The organism is Bacillus hominis (genome assembly GCF_030348325.1).
In the GTDB taxonomy this organism is placed as follows: domain Bacteria; phylum Bacillota; class Bacilli; order Bacillales; family Bacillaceae_G; genus Bacillus_A; species Bacillus_A hominis.
Window position 1 is genome coordinate 976,418 of record NZ_JAUCFS010000005.1, and the last position, 22,799, is coordinate 999,216.

General features: G+C 36.7%; 22 protein-coding genes and 2 pseudogenes. 16 read left to right on the top strand and 8 right to left on the bottom strand.

Annotation, left to right across the window (positions count from 1 at the left end):
* Positions 1 to 115: 115 nt before the first annotated feature.
* A complete protein-coding gene (locus QUF93_RS07355) occupies positions 116 to 478 on the top strand; it encodes a hypothetical protein (protein ID WP_002116695.1) in 363 nt (120 codons plus the stop codon).
* Positions 479 to 504: 26 nt separating this feature from the next.
* Here QUF93_RS07355 and QUF93_RS07360 read toward each other — a convergent pair whose 3' ends face one another.
* Positions 505 to 690 (bottom strand): YhzD family protein, encoded by a 186-nt coding sequence (locus tag QUF93_RS07360; RefSeq protein WP_000539551.1) that lies wholly within the window; start codon positions 688 to 690, stop codon positions 505 to 507.
* A gap of 330 nt (positions 691 to 1,020) precedes the next feature.
* Here QUF93_RS07360 and QUF93_RS07365 point away from each other — a divergent pair, with 330 nt between their 5' ends.
* Genes QUF93_RS07365 through yhaM form a run of 3 tightly spaced genes read left to right on the top strand, consistent with a single transcriptional unit; the run spans position 1,021 to position 6,169 of the window.
* Positions 1,021 to 2,262 carry a metallophosphoesterase family protein gene (locus QUF93_RS07365; RefSeq protein ID WP_289358323.1) on the top strand — a complete coding sequence of 414 codons (1,242 nt, stop codon included), beginning with the start codon at positions 1,021 to 1,023 and terminating at the stop codon, positions 2,260 to 2,262.
* Positions 2,259 to 5,183 (top strand): ATP-binding protein, encoded by a 2,925-nt coding sequence (locus QUF93_RS07370; RefSeq protein ID WP_289358324.1) that lies wholly within the window; start codon positions 2,259 to 2,261, stop codon positions 5,181 to 5,183. Before QUF93_RS07365 ends, QUF93_RS07370 begins: the two co-directional genes overlap by 4 nt.
* Before the next feature lie 41 nt (positions 5,184 to 5,224).
* Complete coding sequence (gene yhaM, locus QUF93_RS07375) at positions 5,225 to 6,169, top strand: 3'-5' exoribonuclease YhaM (RefSeq protein ID WP_144505589.1); 945 nt, start codon at positions 5,225 to 5,227, stop codon at positions 6,167 to 6,169.
* A gap of 354 nt (positions 6,170 to 6,523) precedes the next feature.
* Here yhaM and QUF93_RS07380 read toward each other — a convergent pair whose 3' ends face one another.
* Positions 6,524 to 6,703 (bottom strand): DUF4177 domain-containing protein, encoded by a 180-nt coding sequence (locus QUF93_RS07380; protein WP_000272495.1) that lies wholly within the window; start codon positions 6,701 to 6,703, stop codon positions 6,524 to 6,526.
* Between the two features lie 632 nt (positions 6,704 to 7,335).
* Between QUF93_RS07380 and QUF93_RS07385 the strand changes: the two genes are divergently transcribed.
* The 3 genes from QUF93_RS07385 to QUF93_RS07395 all read left to right on the top strand — a co-directional run bounded on the left by QUF93_RS07385 (position 7,336) and on the right by QUF93_RS07395 (position 10,053).
* Complete coding sequence (locus QUF93_RS07385) at positions 7,336 to 8,280, top strand: ring-cleaving dioxygenase (protein WP_289358326.1); 945 nt, start codon at positions 7,336 to 7,338, stop codon at positions 8,278 to 8,280.
* Between the two features lie 44 nt (positions 8,281 to 8,324).
* Positions 8,325 to 9,302, top strand: coding sequence for a ring-cleaving dioxygenase (locus QUF93_RS07390; protein ID WP_289358327.1), 978 nt, complete (start codon positions 8,325 to 8,327; stop codon positions 9,300 to 9,302).
* A 376-nt stretch (positions 9,303 to 9,678) separates the two neighbouring features.
* Positions 9,679 to 10,053 carry a CcdC protein domain-containing protein gene (locus tag QUF93_RS07395; protein ID WP_289358328.1) on the top strand — a complete coding sequence of 125 codons (375 nt, stop codon included), beginning with the start codon at positions 9,679 to 9,681 and terminating at the stop codon, positions 10,051 to 10,053.
* An 868-nt stretch (positions 10,054 to 10,921) separates the two neighbouring features.
* Here the strand turns inward: QUF93_RS07395 and QUF93_RS07400 are convergent.
* The 5 genes and pseudogenes from QUF93_RS07400 to QUF93_RS07420 form a co-directional block, all read right to left on the bottom strand.
* Positions 10,922 to 11,296: pseudogene (locus tag QUF93_RS07400) on the bottom strand (transposase); the annotation flags it as partial.
* 106 nt (positions 11,297 to 11,402) lie between these two features.
* On the bottom strand, positions 11,403 to 12,533 hold the full coding sequence (locus QUF93_RS07405) for an MFS transporter (RefSeq protein WP_088060227.1): 1,131 nt from the start codon (positions 12,531 to 12,533) through the stop codon (positions 11,403 to 11,405).
* 164 nt (positions 12,534 to 12,697) lie between these two features.
* Complete coding sequence (locus QUF93_RS07410; protein WP_088060229.1) at positions 12,698 to 13,324, bottom strand: FMN-dependent NADH-azoreductase; 627 nt, start codon at positions 13,322 to 13,324, stop codon at positions 12,698 to 12,700.
* 74 nt (positions 13,325 to 13,398) lie between these two features.
* Positions 13,399 to 13,983 (bottom strand): DUF3238 domain-containing protein, encoded by a 585-nt coding sequence (locus tag QUF93_RS07415; RefSeq protein WP_088060231.1) that lies wholly within the window; start codon positions 13,981 to 13,983, stop codon positions 13,399 to 13,401.
* A 126-nt stretch (positions 13,984 to 14,109) separates the two neighbouring features.
* Positions 14,110 to 14,694: a DUF3238 domain-containing protein gene (locus tag QUF93_RS07420; protein ID WP_088060233.1), complete on the bottom strand. Its 585-nt coding sequence runs from the start codon at positions 14,692 to 14,694 to the stop codon at positions 14,110 to 14,112.
* A gap of 153 nt (positions 14,695 to 14,847) precedes the next feature.
* Here QUF93_RS07420 and QUF93_RS07425 point away from each other — a divergent pair, with 153 nt between their 5' ends.
* Positions 14,848 to 15,321, top strand: a complete 474-nt coding sequence (locus tag QUF93_RS07425; RefSeq protein ID WP_289358329.1) for a MarR family winged helix-turn-helix transcriptional regulator — start codon at positions 14,848 to 14,850, stop codon at positions 15,319 to 15,321.
* Positions 15,322 to 15,883: 562 nt separating this feature from the next.
* Here QUF93_RS07425 and QUF93_RS07430 read toward each other — a convergent pair.
* A complete protein-coding gene (locus tag QUF93_RS07430; protein WP_289358330.1) occupies positions 15,884 to 16,336 on the bottom strand; it encodes a VOC family protein in 453 nt (150 codons plus the stop codon).
* 472 nt (positions 16,337 to 16,808) lie between these two features.
* Between QUF93_RS07430 and QUF93_RS07435 the strand changes: the two genes are divergently transcribed.
* The 8 genes and pseudogenes from QUF93_RS07435 (at position 16,809) to glpK (ending at position 22,686) form a co-directional block, all read left to right on the top strand.
* Positions 16,809 to 17,681: an alpha/beta fold hydrolase gene (locus tag QUF93_RS07435; protein ID WP_289358331.1), complete on the top strand. Its 873-nt coding sequence runs from the start codon at positions 16,809 to 16,811 to the stop codon at positions 17,679 to 17,681.
* A 79-nt stretch (positions 17,682 to 17,760) separates the two neighbouring features.
* Positions 17,761 to 17,961: a sporulation YhaL family protein gene (locus tag QUF93_RS07440; protein ID WP_289358332.1), complete on the top strand. Its 201-nt coding sequence runs from the start codon at positions 17,761 to 17,763 to the stop codon at positions 17,959 to 17,961.
* Positions 17,962 to 18,265: 304 nt separating this feature from the next.
* Positions 18,266 to 18,439 (top strand): hypothetical protein, encoded by a 174-nt coding sequence (locus tag QUF93_RS07445; RefSeq protein ID WP_002116713.1) that lies wholly within the window; start codon positions 18,266 to 18,268, stop codon positions 18,437 to 18,439.
* Between the two features lie 16 nt (positions 18,440 to 18,455).
* Positions 18,456 to 18,704 (top strand): annotated as a pseudogene (locus tag QUF93_RS07450) (cupin domain-containing protein); the annotation flags it as partial.
* Positions 18,705 to 19,042: 338 nt separating this feature from the next.
* Positions 19,043 to 19,492 carry a helix-turn-helix domain-containing protein gene (locus QUF93_RS07455; RefSeq protein ID WP_289358333.1) on the top strand — a complete coding sequence of 150 codons (450 nt, stop codon included), beginning with the start codon at positions 19,043 to 19,045 and terminating at the stop codon, positions 19,490 to 19,492.
* 80 nt (positions 19,493 to 19,572) lie between these two features.
* Positions 19,573 to 20,133: a glycerol uptake operon antiterminator GlpP gene (gene glpP / locus QUF93_RS07460; RefSeq protein WP_000394295.1), complete on the top strand. Its 561-nt coding sequence runs from the start codon at positions 19,573 to 19,575 to the stop codon at positions 20,131 to 20,133.
* A 227-nt stretch (positions 20,134 to 20,360) separates the two neighbouring features.
* Entirely contained in the window at positions 20,361 to 21,182 is an 822-nt protein-coding gene (gene glpF, locus QUF93_RS07465; RefSeq protein WP_289358334.1) for a glycerol uptake facilitator protein GlpF, read from the top strand.
* Positions 21,183 to 21,195: 13 nt separating this feature from the next.
* A complete protein-coding gene (glpK, locus tag QUF93_RS07470; RefSeq protein WP_289358335.1) occupies positions 21,196 to 22,686 on the top strand; it encodes a glycerol kinase GlpK in 1,491 nt (496 codons plus the stop codon).
* The last annotated feature ends 113 nt before the right edge of the window (positions 22,687 to 22,799 follow it).

The following is a 22,799-nucleotide window of genomic DNA, read 5'->3' on the forward strand; positions in this document are numbered from 1 at the left end:
TTGTACTTGGAGGTACAGGTAATATAATGAAGGAAATGAATTTCGCGCGAAAATGGTTAACTTTGTTGCAAAAGACATATATACTAAAGGTAGTATACAACGAGGTGGGCAAGACGTGATTATAGAGAAGCACGAAATTCAAATTGACCAAATTACGAGTGGTAAAGTGAATATCTTTACTTTCTATAGAAATAGAAAGCAAATTGATGATCATTTTTTACGATTGCAAGAACCATCGCTTACAGCAAACTACTTCTTCCATTTTCATTTTGATGCAGAGAGTTTGCACCTTCTGCAGGAAGAGTTTCCGGGCGTATATCCATATAACGGTAGTGAAACGATTCACGACTGGACGGAAAAGATGAAAGCGGAATTGCAACATCAGATCCAAACAGGTAAATGGAATAAACGCGTACGCATCGGTAATCGCATTCTAGATGTGGTGTTTACGTGGTGTGACGAAGATATAGTAGAGTGAAAAAGAAGCGGATGACGCTTCTTTTTTTAGCGCTGGAATAAAACGAGCTTACCTGCAGAAGATGTGCAACGATGTGTTTTTTCGTACAATCCTTTTTCTTGTAAAATAGATTCACCTTTTGCTTTCGCTTCTTTTTCAGTTGCCGCCTCGAATGATTCGTCTAATGCTTTTGAACCATCTTTTTCAAAGACTGTTAGAACGTATACTCCCATGAAAATTCCCTCCAATGATTAAAATCAGAATCTTATAACTATTTTGTCATAAATCACTAGAATATGCAAAGAAATATATGACATTGCGTGGTAAAATAAAGTGAAACTTTAATCGTCGGGGAGTCTTTTCATCCCCGACGATTATTAGTTGAACCAATCGGGTATTTAGGGGCAGTTTGCTTTCAGACTAAACATCATAGTTTTACTGCCCGTTAATTCGGGATAAGGTGTAATAAGCGGGGGAGCCTTTTCATCCCACTAATTATTAGTTTTCAGCTATTTTAATATTGATAAAATGAAACTTTTGAAATATAGAAAGGATCGTTATTAGTGAAACAAGTGAAGTTTATACATGCGGCTGATTTGCATTTGGATAGTCCGTTTAAAGGGATGGAAATGAATGTACCATCGTCTGTTTGGGAGAGAATGAAGCAAAGTACGTTTGAATCATTTGAGCGTATTGTTGATAAAGCGATTCAAGAGCGCGTTGATTTCGTATTACTAGCCGGGGATTTGTATGATGCGGAGACGAGAAGTTTGAGGGCGCAAGTGTTTGTGCGCGAGCAAATGAAGAGACTTTCGCAGTACGATATTCCCGTTTTTATTATTCACGGTAACCATGATCATTTAGGTGGAAGCTGGGCAGCGATTGAGTTTCCGAAAAATGTTCATGTATTTACCGAGCCTTATGTAGAAGAGAAGCAGTTTTATAAAAATGGTGAATTGTTAGCTTCTATTTATGGGTTCAGTTATTTGCAGCAAGCGGTAACGGATAATATGACAGCGCAGTATAAGAAAATGAGTGAGGCGCCTTTTCATATTGGAATGCTTCACGGAAGTGTGGAAGGAGATGCAGAGCATAATCGTTATGCGCCGTTTCAAATTCGTGAGCTGAAAGAAAAGCAGTTTGATTATTGGGCTCTTGGCCATATACATAAACGTGCAATTTTATCAGAAGAGCCATGCATTATTTATCCAGGTAATATACAAGGTCGTCATCGTAAGGAAATGGGCGAGAAGGGTGCATACCTTATCGAGTTAACGAAACAAGGGTCGCATTGTTCGTTTTTCCATACGGCGGATGTTGTGTGGGATGAAATAGAAGTGAGTATTGAGGGACTTGACACTGTTGATGAACTTATGACGGCAGCGTCAAGTGTAATGAATGAGTGCCGAAGAGAAGAGGAAGGGACACTTTTAACTGTCATATTTACAGGGCAAGGGCCACTTTCTCCTTATTTACGAGATGAAAAGCGCGTGGAAGAGATTTTTCACATTTTAGCAGCGGGAGAAGAGCGAAAAGATTTCGTATATGCGATGAAGTGGAAAAATGAGACGGTTTCTTTTGCGGAAATCGAGCGTTTAAAAGAAGAAAATCATTTCGTCGGTAGTGTGCTGAAGGAGTTAGAAGCTTTTACAAATCTGGACGGAGTATTGCGCACGATTTGGACATCTCCTGTAGCACGTAATAGTATTGAATCTTTTACAGAGGAAGAGAAGAAAGAGATTCAAAAGGAAGCAGAAAATATTATTTTAGAGCAATTATTCCAGCAAGAGAGGGATAAAAAATGAGAATTGAAAAACTCCATATTTACGGCTATGGAAAACTAGAAAATGTGGAAATGGATCTTTCATTGCTGACGGTGTTGTACGGTGAAAATGAAGCGGGAAAATCGACAATTCGCTCATTTATGAAAAGTATTTTATTCGGTTTTCCGACGAGAGGACAGCGCCGTTATGAACCGAAAGAAGGCGGGAAGTATGGCGGTGCGATTACTGTGCAAACAGAGAAGTACGGCCGTTTGAAAATTGAGCGTTTGCCGAAAACAGCAGCTGGTGAGGTGACCGTTTATTTTGAAGATGGGAAAACTGGTGGCGAAGAAATTTTAAATGATATATTAAGCGGCATGAATGAAAGTTTATTTGAATCTGTCTTTTCATTTGATATGCATGGCCTTCAAAACATTCATCAGCTTGGCGAAGCAGATATCGGCAATTATTTATTTTCGGCAAGTGCAGTCGGAAGCGATGCGTTATTACAGTTAGATAAAAAATTAGAAAAAGAAATGAATCAGCGATTTAAGCCGAGTGGTCGTAATCCTGAAATTAACGTGTCACTGCAAGAAATGAAGAAGCTTGAAGAGAAGATGAAAGAGTGGCAAGGGAAAATTGGCACGTATGAAAAACAGGTCGAGCAGTTAAAAGAAAGTGAAGAGAAACTTGCTTCTGTTCGTGCAGAAAAAGAATTAGCTGAAAAGCGAAAGCAAGATTATGAAATATTAGCAGCGCTTGAACCGCTCGTTATTGAAAAGCGTGCGCATGAGAAAGTGTTAGAACATGAAAAAGGACAATTTTCTGTAAACGGAATGGCGCGCTATGAAGCAATCAAGGCGAAAATGGAGCCGCTTAAGTTGCAAGTAGATTCACTTCAAAAAAAGATAGAAACAGTGCAAACAGAAATTGATTCCACAGAAATAGATGAAGCATTTTTACAAAAAGAAAGTTACGTAGAAGAACTGCGTATGCAGCATATGTCTTATGAAAATGCACGCCAAGAAATGCGTGATATGACAGGAAGTATTGCGAATATAAAAGAAGAAATCGCAGAGCTAGAGCAGCAAATTGGCGCTACTTTTGAACAAGAGACTGTTCTTTCATTTGATATAAGTTTAGCGACGAAAGAATTAATTACACAAACGGTGCAAAAGGCGAGAGAGTTAGAAACGCAAAAAGCACAACTAGATGAACGCTTTAAAACGGCTCAAGAGCAATTAGAAGAGCAAGAAGAAAATATAAGACAGATTCAGAAACAAATGTTAGCTGATGAAGAACGTAATACGTTAGTTGAGAAAGAAAAATCATTTCAAGATGCGGCGTTTATCGGTATGGGCGCAGAGAGAATGAAGCGTAAGTATGAGGAAAAAGCAGGAGCGGCTATGCAAAAGAAAAAGCAGTGGCAAAGAGTTTGTCTTCTGTTACTTCTTATTAATACAGGCATTTTATTCACGAGTTTATTTATTGATAATCGCCCGCTTTTGTTTATTAGCGTCATTATTTTTGTAGGGATTGTTCTTGCCCTTGTTTTATATAAAGATCCGGCAAGTGGATTACAAGAAGAACTCCTTACGCTGCAGCAAAGCGCTGGCGGGAGACAAAGTGAAGAAGCGATGTCTGTGCGCTATCAGTTAGAAAAGGATGAAGAAATTCGTAAGCTATTTGAGCGAGAGTCTTATAAATTACAGCAAATGGAACGTGCTTATGATAAAGTCGTTTCATCGTATGAAGAATGGGAGAGAGAAACTTTCCATATGGGAGAACAAGTAGATGCGTATAAAACGCGCTATATGTTTCCTGAATTTTATACGTATGCGCACGTATTGCCAGCGTTTGAGCGTATTGAAAAAATGCAGCAATTATATCGTGAATTAGAGAAGCAAGGCGCGCGAAAATCTTCATTATATGAAATGATTTCGCACTTTGAACATAAACTAGAAACTGTTATCGGTAGTACAGAGTATAGTAATTTGCATGAGGCGCAAAGTCGTATGCAAAATGAGAAAGAGAAGCGCCAAACTTATAAGCAGCTGAAAGAGAAGCTGGCTGAATGGCAAGAAGAATATGAATTCGTGCAAGGGCAATTAAAACAACTGTTAGTAGAACGAGATGGCTTATGGCATATTGCAGAATCTACAGATGAAGAGATGTTTTTAGAAGCAGGTAAACTGGCGGAAAAACGTGAAGATGCGGATAAGCAAGTGGGGCGTTTATTACCGCAAATTGATCTGTTAGAACAGCGCTTAACGAGTTTATCATTAGCTGAGCATTATGAGGCTGACGGTTATGATGAAAAATTAAAGCAAGAAATTACAGCCGCGCAAAAATGTCTTGCGAAAGAGAAAGAATTAACAGAGCGTATTGCAAAACATCGTATGGAAATTGCGAATTTAGAAGAAGGTAGTACGTACGGTGATTTGATGCACGAGTGGGAAATGAAAAAAGCGCAAGTGCGTGAACAAGTGAAGAAATGGGCTGCTTATGCGGCCGCAAAGACAGTGTTAACGAAAACGAAGCAATATTATCATGAGGTACATTTACCGCGTATTTTACAAAAATCAGAAGAGTACTTTGTGTATTTAACGGGCGGGAGATATAGTAAAATCTTTTCACCGTCAGAGGCGGAGCCGTTCATTGTGGAACGTAACGACGGTATGCGTTTTTACAGTCATGAACTGAGCCAAGCGACAGCGGAGCAGTTATATTTATCGTTACGATTTGCACTCGCGAAAACATTTGAACATGATTATCCATTTATTATTGATGATAGTTTCGTGCACTTTGATGCGGTAAGGACGAATCGAACGATTGAACTTATAAAAGAAATCGCAAAAGATAGACAAGTAATCTTCTTTACATGTCATGCCCATTTACTATCGTTCTTTACGGAAAAACAGATTATAAAATTAACGCATATGCGTAAAGAAAATGAGTTGTAATATGCTATACTAAAAGTAACTGATTTGGTGGAGGAATTCGAATGAAAAAGAAAATTGCAGAATATGAAGTTGGTGAACAAGTCGATGTTTTCTTGTTAATTAAAACAGCGACAAAAGGTCTCGCAAGTAATGGAAAGCCGTTTTTAACAGTAATCTTACAAGACCCAAGTGGAGATATTGAAGCGAAACTATGGGATGTATCACCAGAAGTTGAGAAACAATACGTAGCGGAAACAATCGTTAAAGTAGCTGGAGATATTCTAAACTACAAAGGGCGTATTCAATTACGCGTGAAACAAATTCGTGTTGCGAATGAAAATGAAGTAACAGATATCTCGGATTTCGTAGAAAAAGCACCAGTGAAAAAAGAAGATATGGTTGAAAAAATTACGCAATACATATTTGAAATGAGAAACCCGAACATCCAGCGTCTAACAAGACATTTATTAAATAAGCATCAAAATGAGTTTTTAGAATATCCAGCAGCGACGAAAAATCATCACGAGTTCGTATCTGGACTAGCTTATCACGTTGTATCGATGCTAGATTTAGCGAAAGCTATCTCGGCTCTATACCCATCGTTAGATAAAGACTTACTATATGCAGGCGTTATTTTACACGACCTTGGTAAAGTATTCGAACTATCTGGCCCAATTTCTACAACGTATACGTTAGAAGGAAATTTACTAGGCCACATTTCTATCATGGTGAACGAAATTGGTAAAGCAGCAGACGAGTTGCAAATTGATGCAGAAGAAGTGTTGATCCTTCAGCACATCGTTCTTTCTCACCACGGAAAAGCAGAGTGGGGTAGCCCAAAACCACCATTAGTAAAAGAAGCAGAAATTCTGCATTACATCGACAACTTAGATGCAAAAATGAACATGATGGACCGCGCACTAGGACGCACAAAACCAGGCGAATACACAGAACGTGTCTTTGCGCTTGATAACCGTTCGTTCTATAAGCCGACGTTCCATAATTAAAATTGTAAATAGAATGGCCTCATTAAGTGTTAATAAGCTTAGTGGGGTTGTTTTTTATTGAAAATGAAATAAAATAGTTAAGAAGTACGCATGGGTGTAACGAAGAACTAATAAAACATATCTTGCCACTAGAATGGGAGCATATCAACTTTTTAGTTGAGTAACGCCAGCATTTCAGAAAAAATACAATAAGCTGTCCATATGGGCAGCTTATTTACATAATTCTCGTTATTGGAAGTTGATTAATATTAGCTTATTTGTCTTATAAGTTAAATTGAGAACAATTAGATTCCCAAATATTTCAGTTCTTTTTGTATGTTATTCAAAGCAAATCCCTCTCGTTCTCGAAAGGGGTTATTTAATTCGTTCGAAGATAATCTCAAAATATTGCGCGTATCCTGCGATTGATGGTGCAAAGATTTGAACAAATTTCCAACCGTCTTCAGCATGTTCGGCAATAATACGCTTATAATCTTCTTTAGGTTCCCCTTTCCAGTTATTAACTTCGACTTTCACGAATTTGTAATCGTACATATCCTTTCCCCCTTTTCCTAATTGTACCATTTCGGAGAATCGATTTGTTATGATTTTTGGATGTATATGGTATTCGCATTCAGTTAATATAACGTAACATTATCGGTAGCAAGGACAAGGAGGAACCAAGGGAACCTCCTTTTTACGTTCTATGGATCTATACATTTTTTTATACATTCCTATCCTGAAGGGGATTTTAAGATTTCTGTTTGTTACTGAATTAGCTGAAAAGCTGTATAAAACCTTGCATACTTCTTAGCGTGTTTTTTTATGCTGGCGATATCCTACATCCATCAACTTATGAATTTTATAATGTCTCCAAACCAAGAATTTCTTGTGTTTTTAGTCCGAAATTTTATGCAATAAAAAAATATCTCGAATTTGAGATAAATCACTTGCTTTTCAGTCACTTGAGGTGTAAAGTGATAGTAACGAAAGCGATTGAATCATATGAAAAACATACACCCAGTTGTTTTCGATTAAAAAACAAAGTAACTTATTCAGTAAAAACTAAGATGAATTTACAAAAACATAATGAGAATAAATTGAAAAGCTAAACACCATATTATTTGTGGGAAATGTTATTTTTTTAGTTATCACTTGACTAGTAAAACGAAACGGAGGAATAACCAATGTATGAAATTAAAGGGCATCATCACATTTCAATGGTTACGAAAAATGCAAATGAAAATAATCACTTTTATAAAAACGTGCTTGGTTTACGTCGTGTGAAAATGACAGTAAACCAAGATGATCCGTCCATGTATCACTTATTTTATGGAGATAAAATAGGAAGTCCAGGTACGGAGCTATCGTTTTTTGAAATTCCTTTAGTAGGCAAAACATATCGCGGTACGAATGCAATTACTCGAATTGGATTACTCGTTCCGTCAGAGGATAGCTTGCATTACTGGAAAGCACGATTTGAGAAATTTGGTGTAAAACATAGTGAAATTACAACATATGCAAATCGTACTGCTTTGAAATTTGAGGATGCTGAAGGTCTTCGTCTTGTACTACTCGTTTCAAACGGAGAAAAAGTAGAGCATTGGGAAACTTGGGAGAAATCAGAAGTTCCTGCTGAACATCAAATTCAAGGAATGGGTTCTGTGGAAATGACAGTTCGTAGACTTGATAAAATGGCGAGTACACTTACAGAGATGTTTGGTTATACAGAGGTTAGCCGCAGCGAAGAGGAAGCAATTTTTCAGTCCATTAAAGGAGAAGCTTTTGGAGAAATCGTTGTGAAATATTTAGATGGTCCTACTGAAAAGCCGGGCCGCGGTAGCATTCACCATTTAGCAATTCGTGTGAAAAATGATGCAGAGCTTGCTTATTGGGAAGAACAGTTGAAACTAAGAGGTTTCCATTCTTCAGGAATCATCGACCGTTTCTATTTTAAAAGCTTATATTTCCGTGAATCAAACGGAATTCTATTTGAAATTGCGACAGATGGACCAGGGTTTACAGTTGATGGAGATGTGGAGCATTTAGGAGAAAAACTTGATTTACCGCCGTTCTTAGAGGAACAGCGAGCAGAAATTGAAGCGAATTTAGCACCTATTGAAGAGAAGTAATAGAAGAGAGAATATAATTTTAAAAACCATTGGAGGAATATAAAATGAAACAATTAAAAGGAATTCACCACGTTACAGCGATTACAAGTAGTGCAGAAAAGAACTATGAGTTTTTCACTCACGTTTTAGGAATGCGTCTCGTTAAAAAAACAGTAAACCAAGATGATATTCAAACGTACCATTTATTCTTTGCAGATGATAAAGGTAGTGCAGGAACGGATATGACATTCTTTGATTTCCCAGGCGTTCCAAAAGGGGTACACGGTACAAATGAAATTTCAAAAACTTCATTCCGAGTTCCAAGTGATGCAGCATTAGCGTATTGGGTGAAACGTTTTGACCGTCTTGAAGTGGAACATACAGGAATTAAAGAGCAGTTTGGTAAGAAGACTCTTTCTTTCGTTGATTTCGATGATCAACACTATCAATTAATCTCAGATGAATTGGATAAAGGGATAGAATCTGGTACACCTTGGCAAAATGGACCAGTTCCATTAGAATACGCAATTACTGGTTTAGGACCTGTATTCATTCGTATTGCGAACTTTAGTTACTTCAAAGAAGTACTAGAAAAAGTTCTATTATTTAAAGAGATTGCTCAAGAAGGAGAATTCTATTTATTTGAAGTGAATGAAGGTGGAAACGGTGCCTCTGTCATTGTAGAACATAATACGGTTCTTCCTGAAGCACAACAAGGTTTTGGTACAGTGCACCATGCCGCATTCCGCGTAGAGGATCGCGCTGTATTAGAAGAATGGATTGAGAGAATAGGTAGCGTTGGACTTCCTACATCCGGTTATGTAAATCGCCACTTCTTTGAGTCATTATACGCAAGAGTTGCGCCGCAAATTTTATTCGAATTCGCAACAGATGGCCCTGGTTTTATGGGAGATGAGCCATATGAAACACTTGGAGAAAAGTTATCTTTACCTCCATTCTTAGAGACAAAGCGTGCAGAAATTGAAAAATTAGTTCGTCCGATTGATACTGTGAGAAGTACGAAGGAATTTATTAAAGAGTAAAAATAGAGATAATAAGTAAAAGGGCAAGTAGTTTTAGCGGATCGCTGAAATTGCTTGCTTTTTTATTTGGTCTATAAAATTATCTGACAGATGTTTCTCAAGTTTTTCGGATGGCAATGTTTGTTGTGATTAATTTGAAGTGATTTCCCTATCATTTCTTCTTATCACTTTTCTTTAGATCGAATTTGTATTTAAATATATATTCATCTTTTTATTTCATAAATCCTTTTGGATCATTAATGGAATTTAGCTACCGATAAGTAAGGGTGTGTGAACTAACTCTGTATAGGCTATTCCCATTAATCATAGACATTTCTAAGGTGCTATTTATGTAAAGTAAAAGTATGATAAAGCGTTATTAGCAAAAATATATTAAATGATTCATCATACAATTATTTACTTAACGCCGGGACTTTCATTTTTTCTCCAATTAGGGCACCCGACGTTTTTTGAATTATGTGTAAGTGTTGTTTTAGGACTTGTCTTTTCGGTGATTATTATCATTTTGTCAGATTACGAAATTAGAGAGGATGGTAACATTTACGCAAAGAAAAGCTGGAAGTTTGTCGTGGCTTTTATTCTAATGCTCCTTTTACGTTATTTTATCCGACAAGACATTACGACAGTCGATTCAGGTACATTTAGTCTGTTATTTTTCACCTTTATCATTTGCTACATTGTTCCGTGGCGAATTGTTTGCTATATAAAATTCAAAAAAGTGCTCGAACAAAAGAAAGAAGCTTTCTATTAAAACGTAGAAGGTTTTTTCCATCATCTTTGTATAGTCCATTTACTTAGTAATAGTGGAAAAGAGCTTATTGGACTCTGCCCCCTAGTAAAATTTTGATTGAGTATAATATACACACCTAGTTAACATAAGCCTTTATTATCCGGATTTAATGTATTTAGAAGACTATTAAAAGTCCTCCAGATTGTTTAACTGGGGGACTTTCGTGTGCACATAATTTTCGTTCTCGGAAGTTCTACACTTTATGTTCGGGATGGAAATCTAATGAGTTAGTTCAGATTACGAAGGTCAGGCGTAGTGTTTTAATATAGAGTTGGAGTCGGAGGAGAACAATGGAAGGAAACAATATCGTTTATAGCAACCGAATAATGATTCCATCTCCCACCGAAAAACCTATAGCCATAAATTCTTTCGTGCCCAACAGTCGTCAAAAAAAACCAGAAATTGTCTCCGTTTCTAAGCCGCAGATACGTAAATCGAAATAAACAATTTTGAAGACCCCAAGGACTCTGGGCATAGAGTGGCATTTGTCGTATATATACCATGATTCGAGGTTCACTCCTTATTGAAATTAGACTTATAACTAATTTTATGCTCAGGGTCAAAGCTTAGATTGGATGTATGCCTAGTAGCCTACTTAAATTCAATTTTGAATGTATATAGTATCCATGTCATGTTTACATAACGCATCATTATCGGTAGCAAGAAAAAGGCGGATTCCTTGTGAGAGTGGGGATCTAACTTTTTCTATGACTCTATTCATTTTTTTATACATTCCTATCCTGGCGTGGTTTTTTTCCGAAATGCTGGTGGTACCCCATGCCCATCAAGCTAAGATTATATAAGTTTAATTCTACGTGAGATTTTTTCTTTTTTCTAAAGATTGATAAATAAGTGGAAAATAATCTTTTATGATATAAACCGCTCTATATTCGCTTAGTTCTCGTTTCTTCTTGATGAGGAGTAATTGGCGCATTTGAAACATGGTGGAGGAACAAAGAAGGATGCTAATTAGTTGTCCATATAAATGACACTCTAGCCGTTCTAATTTCACAGAATTACAGTGATGAATACGAAAAAATGATTTCCACGTTTTAAAAATAAGTTCAATTTGCCATCGTAAAGAGTAGAAATCGTATACTTGTTCCTTTGGTAGGTATTCCAAAGGAATATTTGTAATGTAAAAGTTAATTGCACTAAGCCGTTTACTGCGTTCTTTATAGGTAATTTGCTTCTTACGTTCTTTAGAAAACAATTCTAGTTCATCAGAAATCGATAAATTCATAGCCAAAACGCCATCCTTTCTGTATATTTCTACAAAAAGAATAGCGCTTTTTTCGTAAGTTTAAAAGTTATGTTAGCGTCTTTTTTACAAATAAAATAAAAATTAACAGACTAACAAACCCAGAGACAGCACAAACAATGAATAGCATTTGATATCCCATGAGTTGTGAAACAAATCCTAGAAGAATGGACCCTAAACCAATCCCTAAATCAAAAGCAGTAAAAAATGTAGCGTTCGCTATTCCTCTTTTCTCTGGTGAAGCTAATCGTATCATGGCTACTTGAAGAGCAGGTTGTGCTGATCCGAATCCAATCCCATACAAAATAGCTGTAATAACTAGTCCAACCATCCCATTTGTCATTGCTAGAACTAATAGTGCGGCTATCAGTGTAAACAGCGCGGGAATAATAATGATTCCTTCTCCATATTTATCGGATACCTTCCCTGCAAATGGTCTAACTACTGTAAGTGTGACAGCATAAACTAAGAAAAAAGTACCAGCATTAACTTGAATTTTTGCCGCAAACAGTGGTAAAAATGTTGTAATGCCACCAAAAGTAAGAGATAGGAAAAATGTAACAATAGCAATTGGCAAGAGTGTTTTTTCAAAAAATGATATTGGTTTTTTTGATGCATGTTGAATTGCTGGTATTTTTGTACCAAGTGCAAGTATGAATGCAACAAGTGCTAATCCTGTACATAGAAGAAATAGATAATGGAATGAAAATGATTTTATTACCCAAAGACCTAATACTGGTCCTAAAGCCATACCTAAAGTCATGGCAAGTCCATACCATCCCATTCCTTCTCCACGACGAGATTGTGGAATAACATCAGTCACAGCCGTTCCTATCGAAGTTGTAGCAACTGCCCAGCTGATTCCATGGAGAATACGTAAGACCACTAAAAATATAACCCCTGTTACCCAATCATAAAAATACATTGTAATTGCGAAAAATAGTAGTCCGCTTATTATAAATACCATTCGACCATATCGATCCATTAATCCTCCAACAATAGGACGAAAAATGACTGCCGATATTGTAAACACCCCAATAATAAATCCAACTTGAGATTCACTTCCACCTAATTGTTTAATAAACATAGGTAGTGTTGGCATGAGTAAATAAAAACCACTAAATAGTAATAATGCTGTAATGGTCAGCATTATATAGTTTTTTGTCCATAAACGTTCCATTGTAATGTAATCCTGCTTTCTTTCGTTTAATAAGTTGAGAATGGAAAGCTCGCATCAATTGGGTCCTTACTGCCCAATTGATGCGAGCTAAGCAAATAAAAAAGCAGTACCACCCGCTATAAAAGTGTTGGTACTGCGATATAGAGTGACAAGTGTTTTGTTAATTAGAACTTACTTGCTACTTTAATCGCTTTTTCAAGCCCTACAGCAATAATTTCTTCTGCTTTATCTGGGAATTGGTTGTGACCTTCAATTACTATTTTTTCTATATCTTTTGCACCGAAGAAGCCCATCATACTTGCTACATATTTAACAGCCATTTCCATTGGAGCTTTTGGTCCTTCAGAATATACACCGCCACTTGCGTTTAATAATGCAATTTTTTTATTTCCAATAAGACCTACTGGACCTTCTGACGTATATTTAAATGTTTTTCCCGCGCGGTTTAAGTAATCAATATATGTGTGTAATACAGCTGGGATTGTTAAATTCCATAATGGGAAACCAAAAACAACTTTATCAGCTGCAAGGAATTGATCTAAATATTTATCAGCAACAGCTACTGCTTTTGCTTCTTCTTCTGTTAAATCAAATCCTCTACTAGACTTAAATGTGCCGTTAATCATATCTACTCCTACATATGGCAATTCCTCGTTGTATAAATCAAGCTCTACTACCGTCTCATTTGGATGAGATTCTTTATAACTTGCTAAAAAAGCATAATATAATTTTACGCTAACTGATTGATTTACTGGACGATTGTTTGCTTTTACAAATAAAACTGTTGTCATTCTCTTTTCCTCCTGTTACTCACTCTTTGACGTTGTTATATATTTATCTAATAAAAAGGGTAGTATATTGTTCTTTATAATATCTTTTTAAAACTATACTCCATGTCTCCACCTAGAGCTTCAGCTGTATCACCAGTTTCTCTGAAGTCATGTGTATGAATTTTCTCAAACAGACCAAAATTTACTTGCTTATAAAATTCATAACAAGGGAATCCATCATGTGTACCTTCAATATCGACAGTACCATCTTTTTGGACATGTACAGTTAATAGGTAGTCAACAGGCGGTGCATATACATTTAATGGGTTGCTAGCACTTGCAGTCATTTTAAATTTGACGTCATTTGACTTCCATACAACATCAGTGCACAAAATATTTTCCGTACTAGCTTTTCCTGTTCTCTTATTAACGGAACCATCAGGAGTTGTGATTCTTTCTGTTGTTATGCCGGTATTCACATATGTGAAAATTTCTTTTTTATAAAAATCTACAACTATTTCTTGTTCAATTCTGGAACGCATAGTGTTTACAGCATGTGGTGTAAATTCACGTGAGTCACCTTCGAATTGAATCACGTTTCCTGTTTGAGTATCCTTCTTAGGTTCAGTCCAAGACATTGGAATAAATACACTTGCTCTAACTTTAACGATATTAGTCATGAGACACACCTCTGCAACTCTTAATTTTATTTTGGGTAATAATATTGACACATTGAGCAAAACAGATCGCAATTTCTTTCGTATAAATAATTTTGCTGCTTGTAAACTTCTATTCAGTATTTATATCTAGATTGTCGTTTTAAAACTGTATTCCATTTCCCCAGCTAGCGCTGCCGGAGTGTCACCAGTTTTTCTGAAATCATGTGTATATATTAATTCAAATGGACCAAAATCTGTTTGTTTATAAAATTCATAGCAGGGGAACCCATCATGTGCACCTTCAATATGTGCAACCCCACTTTTGTTAACGTGTATAGTTAATACATAGTCAGCTGCAGGTGCTGCTGTATTTAAAGGATTGCTGGCACTTGCACTCATTTTAAAAGAAACTTCATCAGTACCCCACACAACATTAGTGCATACAATATTTTCTGTACTTGTTCTCCCTTTTTTATACTCGATAGAACCATCTGGATTTGTAATTTTCACAGTTACGATACAAGCATTTGCATGTGAAAAAATTTCTTTTTTATAAAAATCAATAATCACTTCTTGCTCTAATCTTGACCGCATTGTGTTTACAGCATAAGGTGTAAATTCACGTGAATCACCAGTATATTCAAGAAGTTTTCCTGTTGTAGGATCTTTAATAGGTTCTAACCAAGCATACGGAGCAAACACACTTCCTCTAATTTTCACGATGTTAGCCATGAGAAACCTCCATAATTTATTAATTTTTGTTTCGTTGAATCCCTTATTTCTCTTATAACTAATTATAGTCAATTTGATTGACTATATGCCATATAGTACAATAGAAATCAGATGTAGTCAACCGTATTGACTTTATTTAAGGAGGTTTCATGTATGAGTCATCAAGTATTTAGTGAATTGGACCTTACGTCACTTTTGTCATTATCCTTTAGCGCATCAATCAATGAACTACATGACAAATTGTGTGAATTGGGATTTGGAGATATTAGACCTGTACACGGTTTTATGTTTAAATGCATCACTCCTAATGGAGCCACAGGTATAGAACTAGCCGAATATTTAGGAATTACAAAGCAAGCTGTGAGTAAAATGGTGGATTACCTTGAGAAAAGTGGTTATGTAATGCGCAAAGCTCATCCAACTGATAAGAGAGGGAAAATTATTGTTTTGACCGAAAAAGGTTGGCTAGTAGTGCAAGCAAAAGAGAAGATACTAACTGAAATTGAACAACGTTGGATTGAAAACATAGGCGATGAAAGAATGCAAATGCTCAAGGAGGATTTAACAAAGTTAGTTTATGAAGCAAATGAGGGTAAATCATCATCGAAGTTAAGACCTGTCTGGTAAATAATGAGTTTATAAAAGGGGACTAACCGTGCACCCATCAAGTTAAGATATCATAATACCCCCCAGAACGAAAATCTTTGCATGTTGATCGTTTTTATCGTTTTGGGGTAACTCGTCCTTGTTAGCTTGATGGATATGTGGTGGTACCCCTAATAGTTTTATAGACAGCTGATTATTTTATTCGATTTATAATCCTTTGTTTAGTTGATTATTCTTATTTTTAAGTTCCTTGATGCTTCACATCTGCGGATACGCCTCCTGCTATGAGCTACGTCCTACTCTAAAACCAATTAACACCTTATATAATTCCTCTGTTTTAAACTCTTTCGCGTATAGTATGTAGTCTTTTGTTTTTCTAAAAAGACTACGGAAATTTTAAAAGCTCAAACAAACATAACCCCGTTCTAAAGTTAGAACGGGGTTAAAAATATAATAATAAAGTCGCTTAAAAATCTAAGTTTTATTCAACAGTAGGGCCTTTTATTGAATAAGAATTTTCTTCAAATATTTTTACTTCAGCAATGTATATTTCAGTAAAGGCTTTTTATAAAACGTCATTTACTTATTTGTTACCGAGTTCTTCCGCCAAACCGATTAGAAGTCCTTCGATTCCACGAATGTAGCAGAGCTTATACGAGTCCTCGTACTGAACCACTTCGCCAACGAGCTGAGCACCATGCTTAGTGAGTCTGGATACCATTTCGTCAATGTCTTCAACGGTGAACATGACGCGTAAATAACCGAGGGCGTTTACAGGAGCAGTCCGGTGATCTGCTATAGTAGGCGGGGTAAGAAATCGCGAAAGTTCAATTCGGCTGTGGCCATCTGGAGTAACCATCATAGCAATCTCTACGCACTGAGAACCGAGTCCCGTGACGCGACCAGCCCATTCACCTTCGACAGTGGCGCGCCCTTCGAGTTTCAATCCAATCTCCTCGAAGAAAGAGATTGCGTTATCAAGGGATTCTACAACGATGCTGACATTGTCCATTCTTAGTAATTTGTTTTTTGCCATAGTCTTATCTCCTTATGTGTAAAAATTTATCCCGCTATTTGTGGGAGTTTTACTGCCCATAAACGCCCGATTGGTTTGGGCTAATAATCAGTGGGGGATGAACAAAAACCCCACCTTTAACTGAAGTTATAATTAATATTATACCATTAAAAAATCCCCTTATAGTAGACGGGAAAAGAAAGCACATTAACCTGTTTACTTACTATGGAGGGGATTTTTCTATGGGCAAAATTAGAGTAGCTTACGATGTAGAATGTAAGAAAAAAGCTAGTTGAAATCATACACGTAAAGAAAAGAATTGACTTACTTAAAATACGTAACTATAATGGTTACAAAATAACCATCAGTAATGGGAATGAGTTATATTTTTTTAGTATAATTGTAACCTGTTTAGTTACAGTTAAAAAGAGAACATAAAACAACCAAAAAATGTAAAAACTTTAAATAGCAACTTGAGAAAGGAGACGGAAATTTGAAACGGTTTAAGTTTTATATGATTAGTGGTATTGTGCTCGTTTTGCTTATAGTATGTAACTTCGTTGATAAGCCGATTGCGAAGGTTGGAGAAGTGAAAGATACTGTTATGATGAAGCTACATACGAAAGAAAGTATGGCGCAAATTGATGGACAGACGATTTATTTTAAGCAAATTGGTGAGGGGAAACCGCCTTTACTTATGCTTCACGGGTTTGGTGGTTCTTCAGATGGGTTTAGTGATATTTATCCGGAACTTGCACGAGACCATACGATTATTGCGGTTGATATTTTAGGATTTGGGCGTTCTTCTAAGCCCGTTGATTTTCAGTATTCGTTTCCTGCGCAAGTGAATTTATATTATAAGTTAATGAAGAAGCTCGGATACGATCAGTTTGCGGTGCTCGGTCATTCGATGGGCGGAGAGATGTCGCTGAATTTAGCGTATTTATATCCGGACGCAGTGACGCATCTCATTTTGGCGGATTCTACAGGAATTGAATCTTTCCAGCAAAAAGACAGTTATGAAGTGCCGCCACTATCAACGGACTTACAAACTGTAACAGAGATTACGGATTATAATAAAAATGAAGTGAAAAATAGCCGCGATGATAAAGAGCATTATGATCAACTTACGAAAATGAGAGAACGCCGCATTGCGATGGAAGCTGATAAAATTAAGGTTCCGACTTTAATTATATGGGGACGACACGATAAGAGCGTTTCTTGGAAAAATGGTGAACTGTACCACGAGTTATTTGCAAATAGTACGTTTCATATTATTGAAAAAGGATATCACGCACCGTTTCGTCAAGAGCCAATTGAGTTTATAGAATATGTACAAGCGTTCTTCGCGAAGCATCCACAATGAAAAATTTTAAGCATAAATCCACCTTTTTCCTCATACAGTGAAACTAATAAGGCTTGTCTAAGGAAAGGAATGAAGTGATTTGGAAATTTTACCATGGTGGGTTTATCTTGTAATCGTTGGGATCGTATTAAGTGGCTACATGGTTTTATATACTTCGAAAAAAGAGCAAGATATGGATAATGAGTTTATTGAAAAAGAAGGCGAAGTATATATGAAACGTTTAGAAGAAGAGCGAGAGAAACGTAATCAGAGTAGTGATAAGGATTCGGTACTGCTTTAATAGAAACTTTTGAAGAAGAGAAAAGTATTGTATTTCTCTTCTTTTTTTGTTGTATGAAATATTTGTATAGGAGAAAAGTAGATGTTTCGTTTGTTAGCTGGCATTTTAAAAAGGAACGTCCATTTAATTTCTAGAAATTAATCTCCTCAATTGATAATAAGTAATTGTAACCAAGTACATTGTAATTAAAGAAGGTTTTGACATCAATTTGCATCTTTTATGTCAAAACTTGTGGGCTAAAATAGCTTTATAATTAACAATTATAAAGCTATAATTATGATGATATTTTGAAGGAGGAATAAAAATGAACCAAAAAGCTCTCCATCACTGGCATAAAGAACATAATAAGCGAGTAAGCGAATTTCATAAAAAACACGAAATTGAAATACAGCGAGGTGAAAATGGGAGCAGTTTATTAGCTAAATGGGAAAGATATTTTTATAACAAAGTCATTTCACCTCTCAAAAAAGTGAAATAATCCCTCTTTAAAAGAACTGCCTCATGTACAGTTCTTTTTTTGGTTACACCTTTTGCATATGCTAATCCAGAATTCAATTTCTACATATTTAACTAAACTGCCGGTTTCGACTACGATTACTGGGGTAAATATGAGTTTAACGGCCGGGGGAGTGCGTGAACTTCATTGGTATAAAGAGGCAGAATGGCCGTATATGCTTTTAGGGCGGGCACGAATAACGGCTGTTGATCAAAATGGACGAAATTTTATTACTGATGTTGGACCGCAATTAATGGATTCTTTACGTAAGCAAAAGTGGCCTGTTGTGAAATATCCTGGGTTTTCATATAACACGAAAACAGATGGATAAAAATGATTATATATGTGCTGTTCTTTCTAAAAAGTAATAGGAAGGAATGGCTTTTTTATGTTTCTTTACTTGAGTCTACTATTTATATTATTGTTCGGGAAATTATTATTGGAGCATATTATATGAAATCTACATACTACATAGCACTATTTTAAGCTGTAACGCACAAGTTGCACAGAATACGCAACGACAACTCGCTTTACTCTTCATCATGTGTTTGACCATAATAGGCATAGAGAGGTGATAAACACAGTATGATTTTTAGTGAACGTTTAAAAGAAGAAAGGGAAAAACGAAATTGGTCGCAAAGTGATTTGGCTGAAAAAATTCATGTGAGTAGGCAATCTGTTTCGAAATGGGAGACGGGAAAGAACTATCCAAGCATTGAAATTATTATTCATTTAAGCGATCTGTTCGGTATTACAATTGATGAGCTATTGAGGAGTGATGAAGAGTTGACGCAAAAAGTAATTGAAGATAGTAAGCAATTGGCGCATCCAAAATGGAAGGTGTTTTTTGATAGTTTATTTATGATAGGGGTACTTTTGTTTATTACAAAAATCTCTGTATGGGTTTTAAATAAGTTTGCAGGAGCAAGCATTACAATTGTAGCAGATGCACCATATGTAATGAACTTTTTACCTCTCATATTAATGGTTATAGGTGGTATGGGATCTGATAAGTTGAAGAAAATATATAGATAATGAAGGAATTTCCCTACACTAGCTGTTCTTTCCACTTAAATTGTGTACTATAAAGAATAGACGGAAAGGGGACATATAGAATGGAATTTCATGAACAAAAGATTTTGCCGGCAGTGAGGCAAATTAAAGATTTGGAAAAACTATTACATAGTTCGTATGAGTATATTGTTATTTTAGATATTCATGTTGGGCAATTGAAGAGTGTTGTGTCACTTGCGAAGCAGCATAGTAAAAAGGTGTTTTTACATGTTGATTTGATCCATGGATTACAAAGTGATGGGCATGCGACGGAGTTTTTATGCCAAGAATATAAACCGTACGGATTATTGTCAACAAAGGCGAGCGTAATTATGAAGGCGAAGCAAAAGGGTGTCGTCTCAATTCAGCGCATCTTTTTAATTGATTCTAGCGCGATGGAAAAGAGCTGTAATTTGCTAGAAAAGACGAAGCCAGATTATATAGAGGTGCTTCCTGGAGCGTTAACGGATGTGATTGCTGAAGTGAAAGAGCGTACAGGTGTACCGATTTTAGCAGGTGGTTTCATTCGTACTGTAGAAGATGTTGAAAGAGCTTTAAATGCTGGTGCGACAGCGATTACGACATCGAAGAAAGAACTATGGAAACATTACCAAAAAAAGTGACGGAAATGTGAAAAAATTCTGTTGACACCGCTTTCACGAGAGGTTAACATTATAGACAAGTTAATAAACGTGACGGAGAAAAGAAGAGATCCACATTTTATTGTTTCTATATACTTTTATATAGAGGCATGTAAGCTGTGGATCTTTTTCTTTTGAAAAAAACGAATGGCCATTCATTTTACCTCTATCACTTTTGAAAGCGTTTAAATTGATTGCGGAGGGATACTATGTCAGCATTTTTAGGAGAGTTAATAGGGACTGCATTGCTAATCTTACTTGGTGGCGGCGTTTGCGCTGGTGTAAGTTTAAAGAAGTCGTTTGCGAAAGATTCTGGTTGGATTGTCATTACAATGGGCTGGGGCTTAGCAGTAGCGGTTGCAGCGTATGCAGTTGGATCAATTAGTGGGGCACATTTGAATCCAGCTTTAACGATAGGACTTGCTTTTAAGGGAGCGTTCCCATGGAGTGACGTACCAGGTTATATCGCAGCACAAATGATTGGGGCAATTATCGGGGCAGTTCTCGTATATTTACATTACTTACCACACTGGAAAGAAACAGAAGATCCAGGAACAAAGTTAGGTGTATTTGCAACAGGTCCAGCAATTCCGAACACATTTACAAACCTTTTAAGTGAAATGATTGGAACATTCGTTTTAGTATTTGGTATATTAGCAATTGGGGCAAATAAATTTGCAGATGGATTAAATCCATTTATCGTAGGTTTCTTAATTGTAAGTATTGGTTTATCATTAGGTGGAACAACAGGATACGCAATTAACCCGGCTCGTGATTTAGGTCCGCGTATTGCACATTTCTTCCTTCCGATCGCAGGAAAAGGCGGTTCAAACTGGAAGTATGCATGGATTCCAGTAGTAGGTCCGATTTTAGGTGGATCACTTGCAGGTTTATTCCATCAAGTTGTATTTGAAGGAAAACAAAATTCAGCACTTATTTATGTGATTATTGCAACTGTGATTGTACTAGCAATCTCTTATATGACAAGTAAAAAAAGCGGAAGCACTACAAATAGTAGAAAAGTAGCATAAGGGGGAAACCGATATGAAAAAATATATTCTTTCATTAGACCAAGGAACAACAAGCTCACGCGCAATTCTATTCAATAAAAAAGGTGAAATTGTTCATTCAGCTCAAAAAGAGTTTACACAACATTTTCCAAAGCCAGGTTGGGTAGAGCATAACGCACAAGAGATTTGGGGATCTATTTTAGCAGTTATCGCAACTTGCTTAAGCGAAGCAGACGTAAAACCAGAACAAATCGCTGGTATCGGTATTACGAACCAACGTGAAACAGCGGTTGTATGGGATAAAGAGACTGGCAAACCAATTTATAACGCAATCGTATGGCAATCTCGTCAAACAGTTGAAATTTGTGATGAGTTAAAAGAAAAAGGTTATAGCGAAATGGTTCGCGAAAAAACAGGTCTTTTAATTGACGCATACTTCTCTGGAACGAAAGTAAAATGGATTTTAGATAACGTTGAAGGTGCAAGAGAAAAAGCAGAAAACGGCGAGTTATTATTCGGAACAATTGATACGTGGCTTGTATGGAAACTATCTGGTGGTAAAGCGCACGTAACGGATTACTCAAATGCATCACGTACATTAATGTTTAACATTCACGACTTACAGTGGGATGATGAGCTTCTAGACATGTTAACAGTACCAAAGAGCATGCTTCCAGAAGTACGTCAATCATCTGAAATATATGGAGAAACAGTGGATTATCACTTCTTCGGTCAAAATATACCAATTGCAGGTGTAGCTGGTGACCAACAAGCAGCATTATTCGGACAAGCTTGTTTCGGTGAAGGTATGGCGAAGAACACTTACGGAACGGGTTGCTTTATGTTAATGAACACAGGCGAAAAAGCAGTTGCTTCTGAGCACGGTCTATTAACAACAATTGCATGGGGTTTAGATGGTAAAGTGAATTACGCATTAGAAGGAAGTATTTTCGTAGCAGGTTCTGCAATTCAGTGGTTACGCGATGGAATGCGCATGTTTAAAGATGCAAGTGAGAGTGAAGTGTACGCTAGTCGCGTTGCATCAACTGAAGGTGTATATGTTGTACCAGCATTCGTAGGTTTAGGTACACCATACTGGGATAGTGAAGTACGCGGCGCTATGTTTGGTGTAACACGCGGTACGACGAAAGAGCATTTCATTCGTGCAACGCTAGAATCTTTAGCTTACCAAACGAAAGATGTATTATGCGCGATGGAAGCTGATTCAGGTATTGAACTGAACACGTTGCGCGTTGATGGCGGAGCAGTTAAGAATAACTTCTTAATGCAGTTCCAAAGCGATATGTTAGACGTTCCTGTAGAGCGTCCAGTAATCAACGAAACGACAGCTTTAGGTGCAGCGTATTTAGCTGGTCTTGCGGTTGGATATTGGAAAAACCAAGATGAAATTAAAGAACAGTGGCATATGGATAAGCGCTTTACACCAGCAATGGAAGCGGAAACAAGCGAAGAGTTATATGCTGGATGGAAAAAGGCAATTGAAGCAACTAAAGCTTTCAAATAATCATAAACAGTGTTATAATGGTGACAAGTTAATAATTCGGTAGGAGATTTGGAGAGACCACAACACGCTATAGAGGCGAAATCTATAGCGGAGTTCGTGGTCTCTTTTTTCGT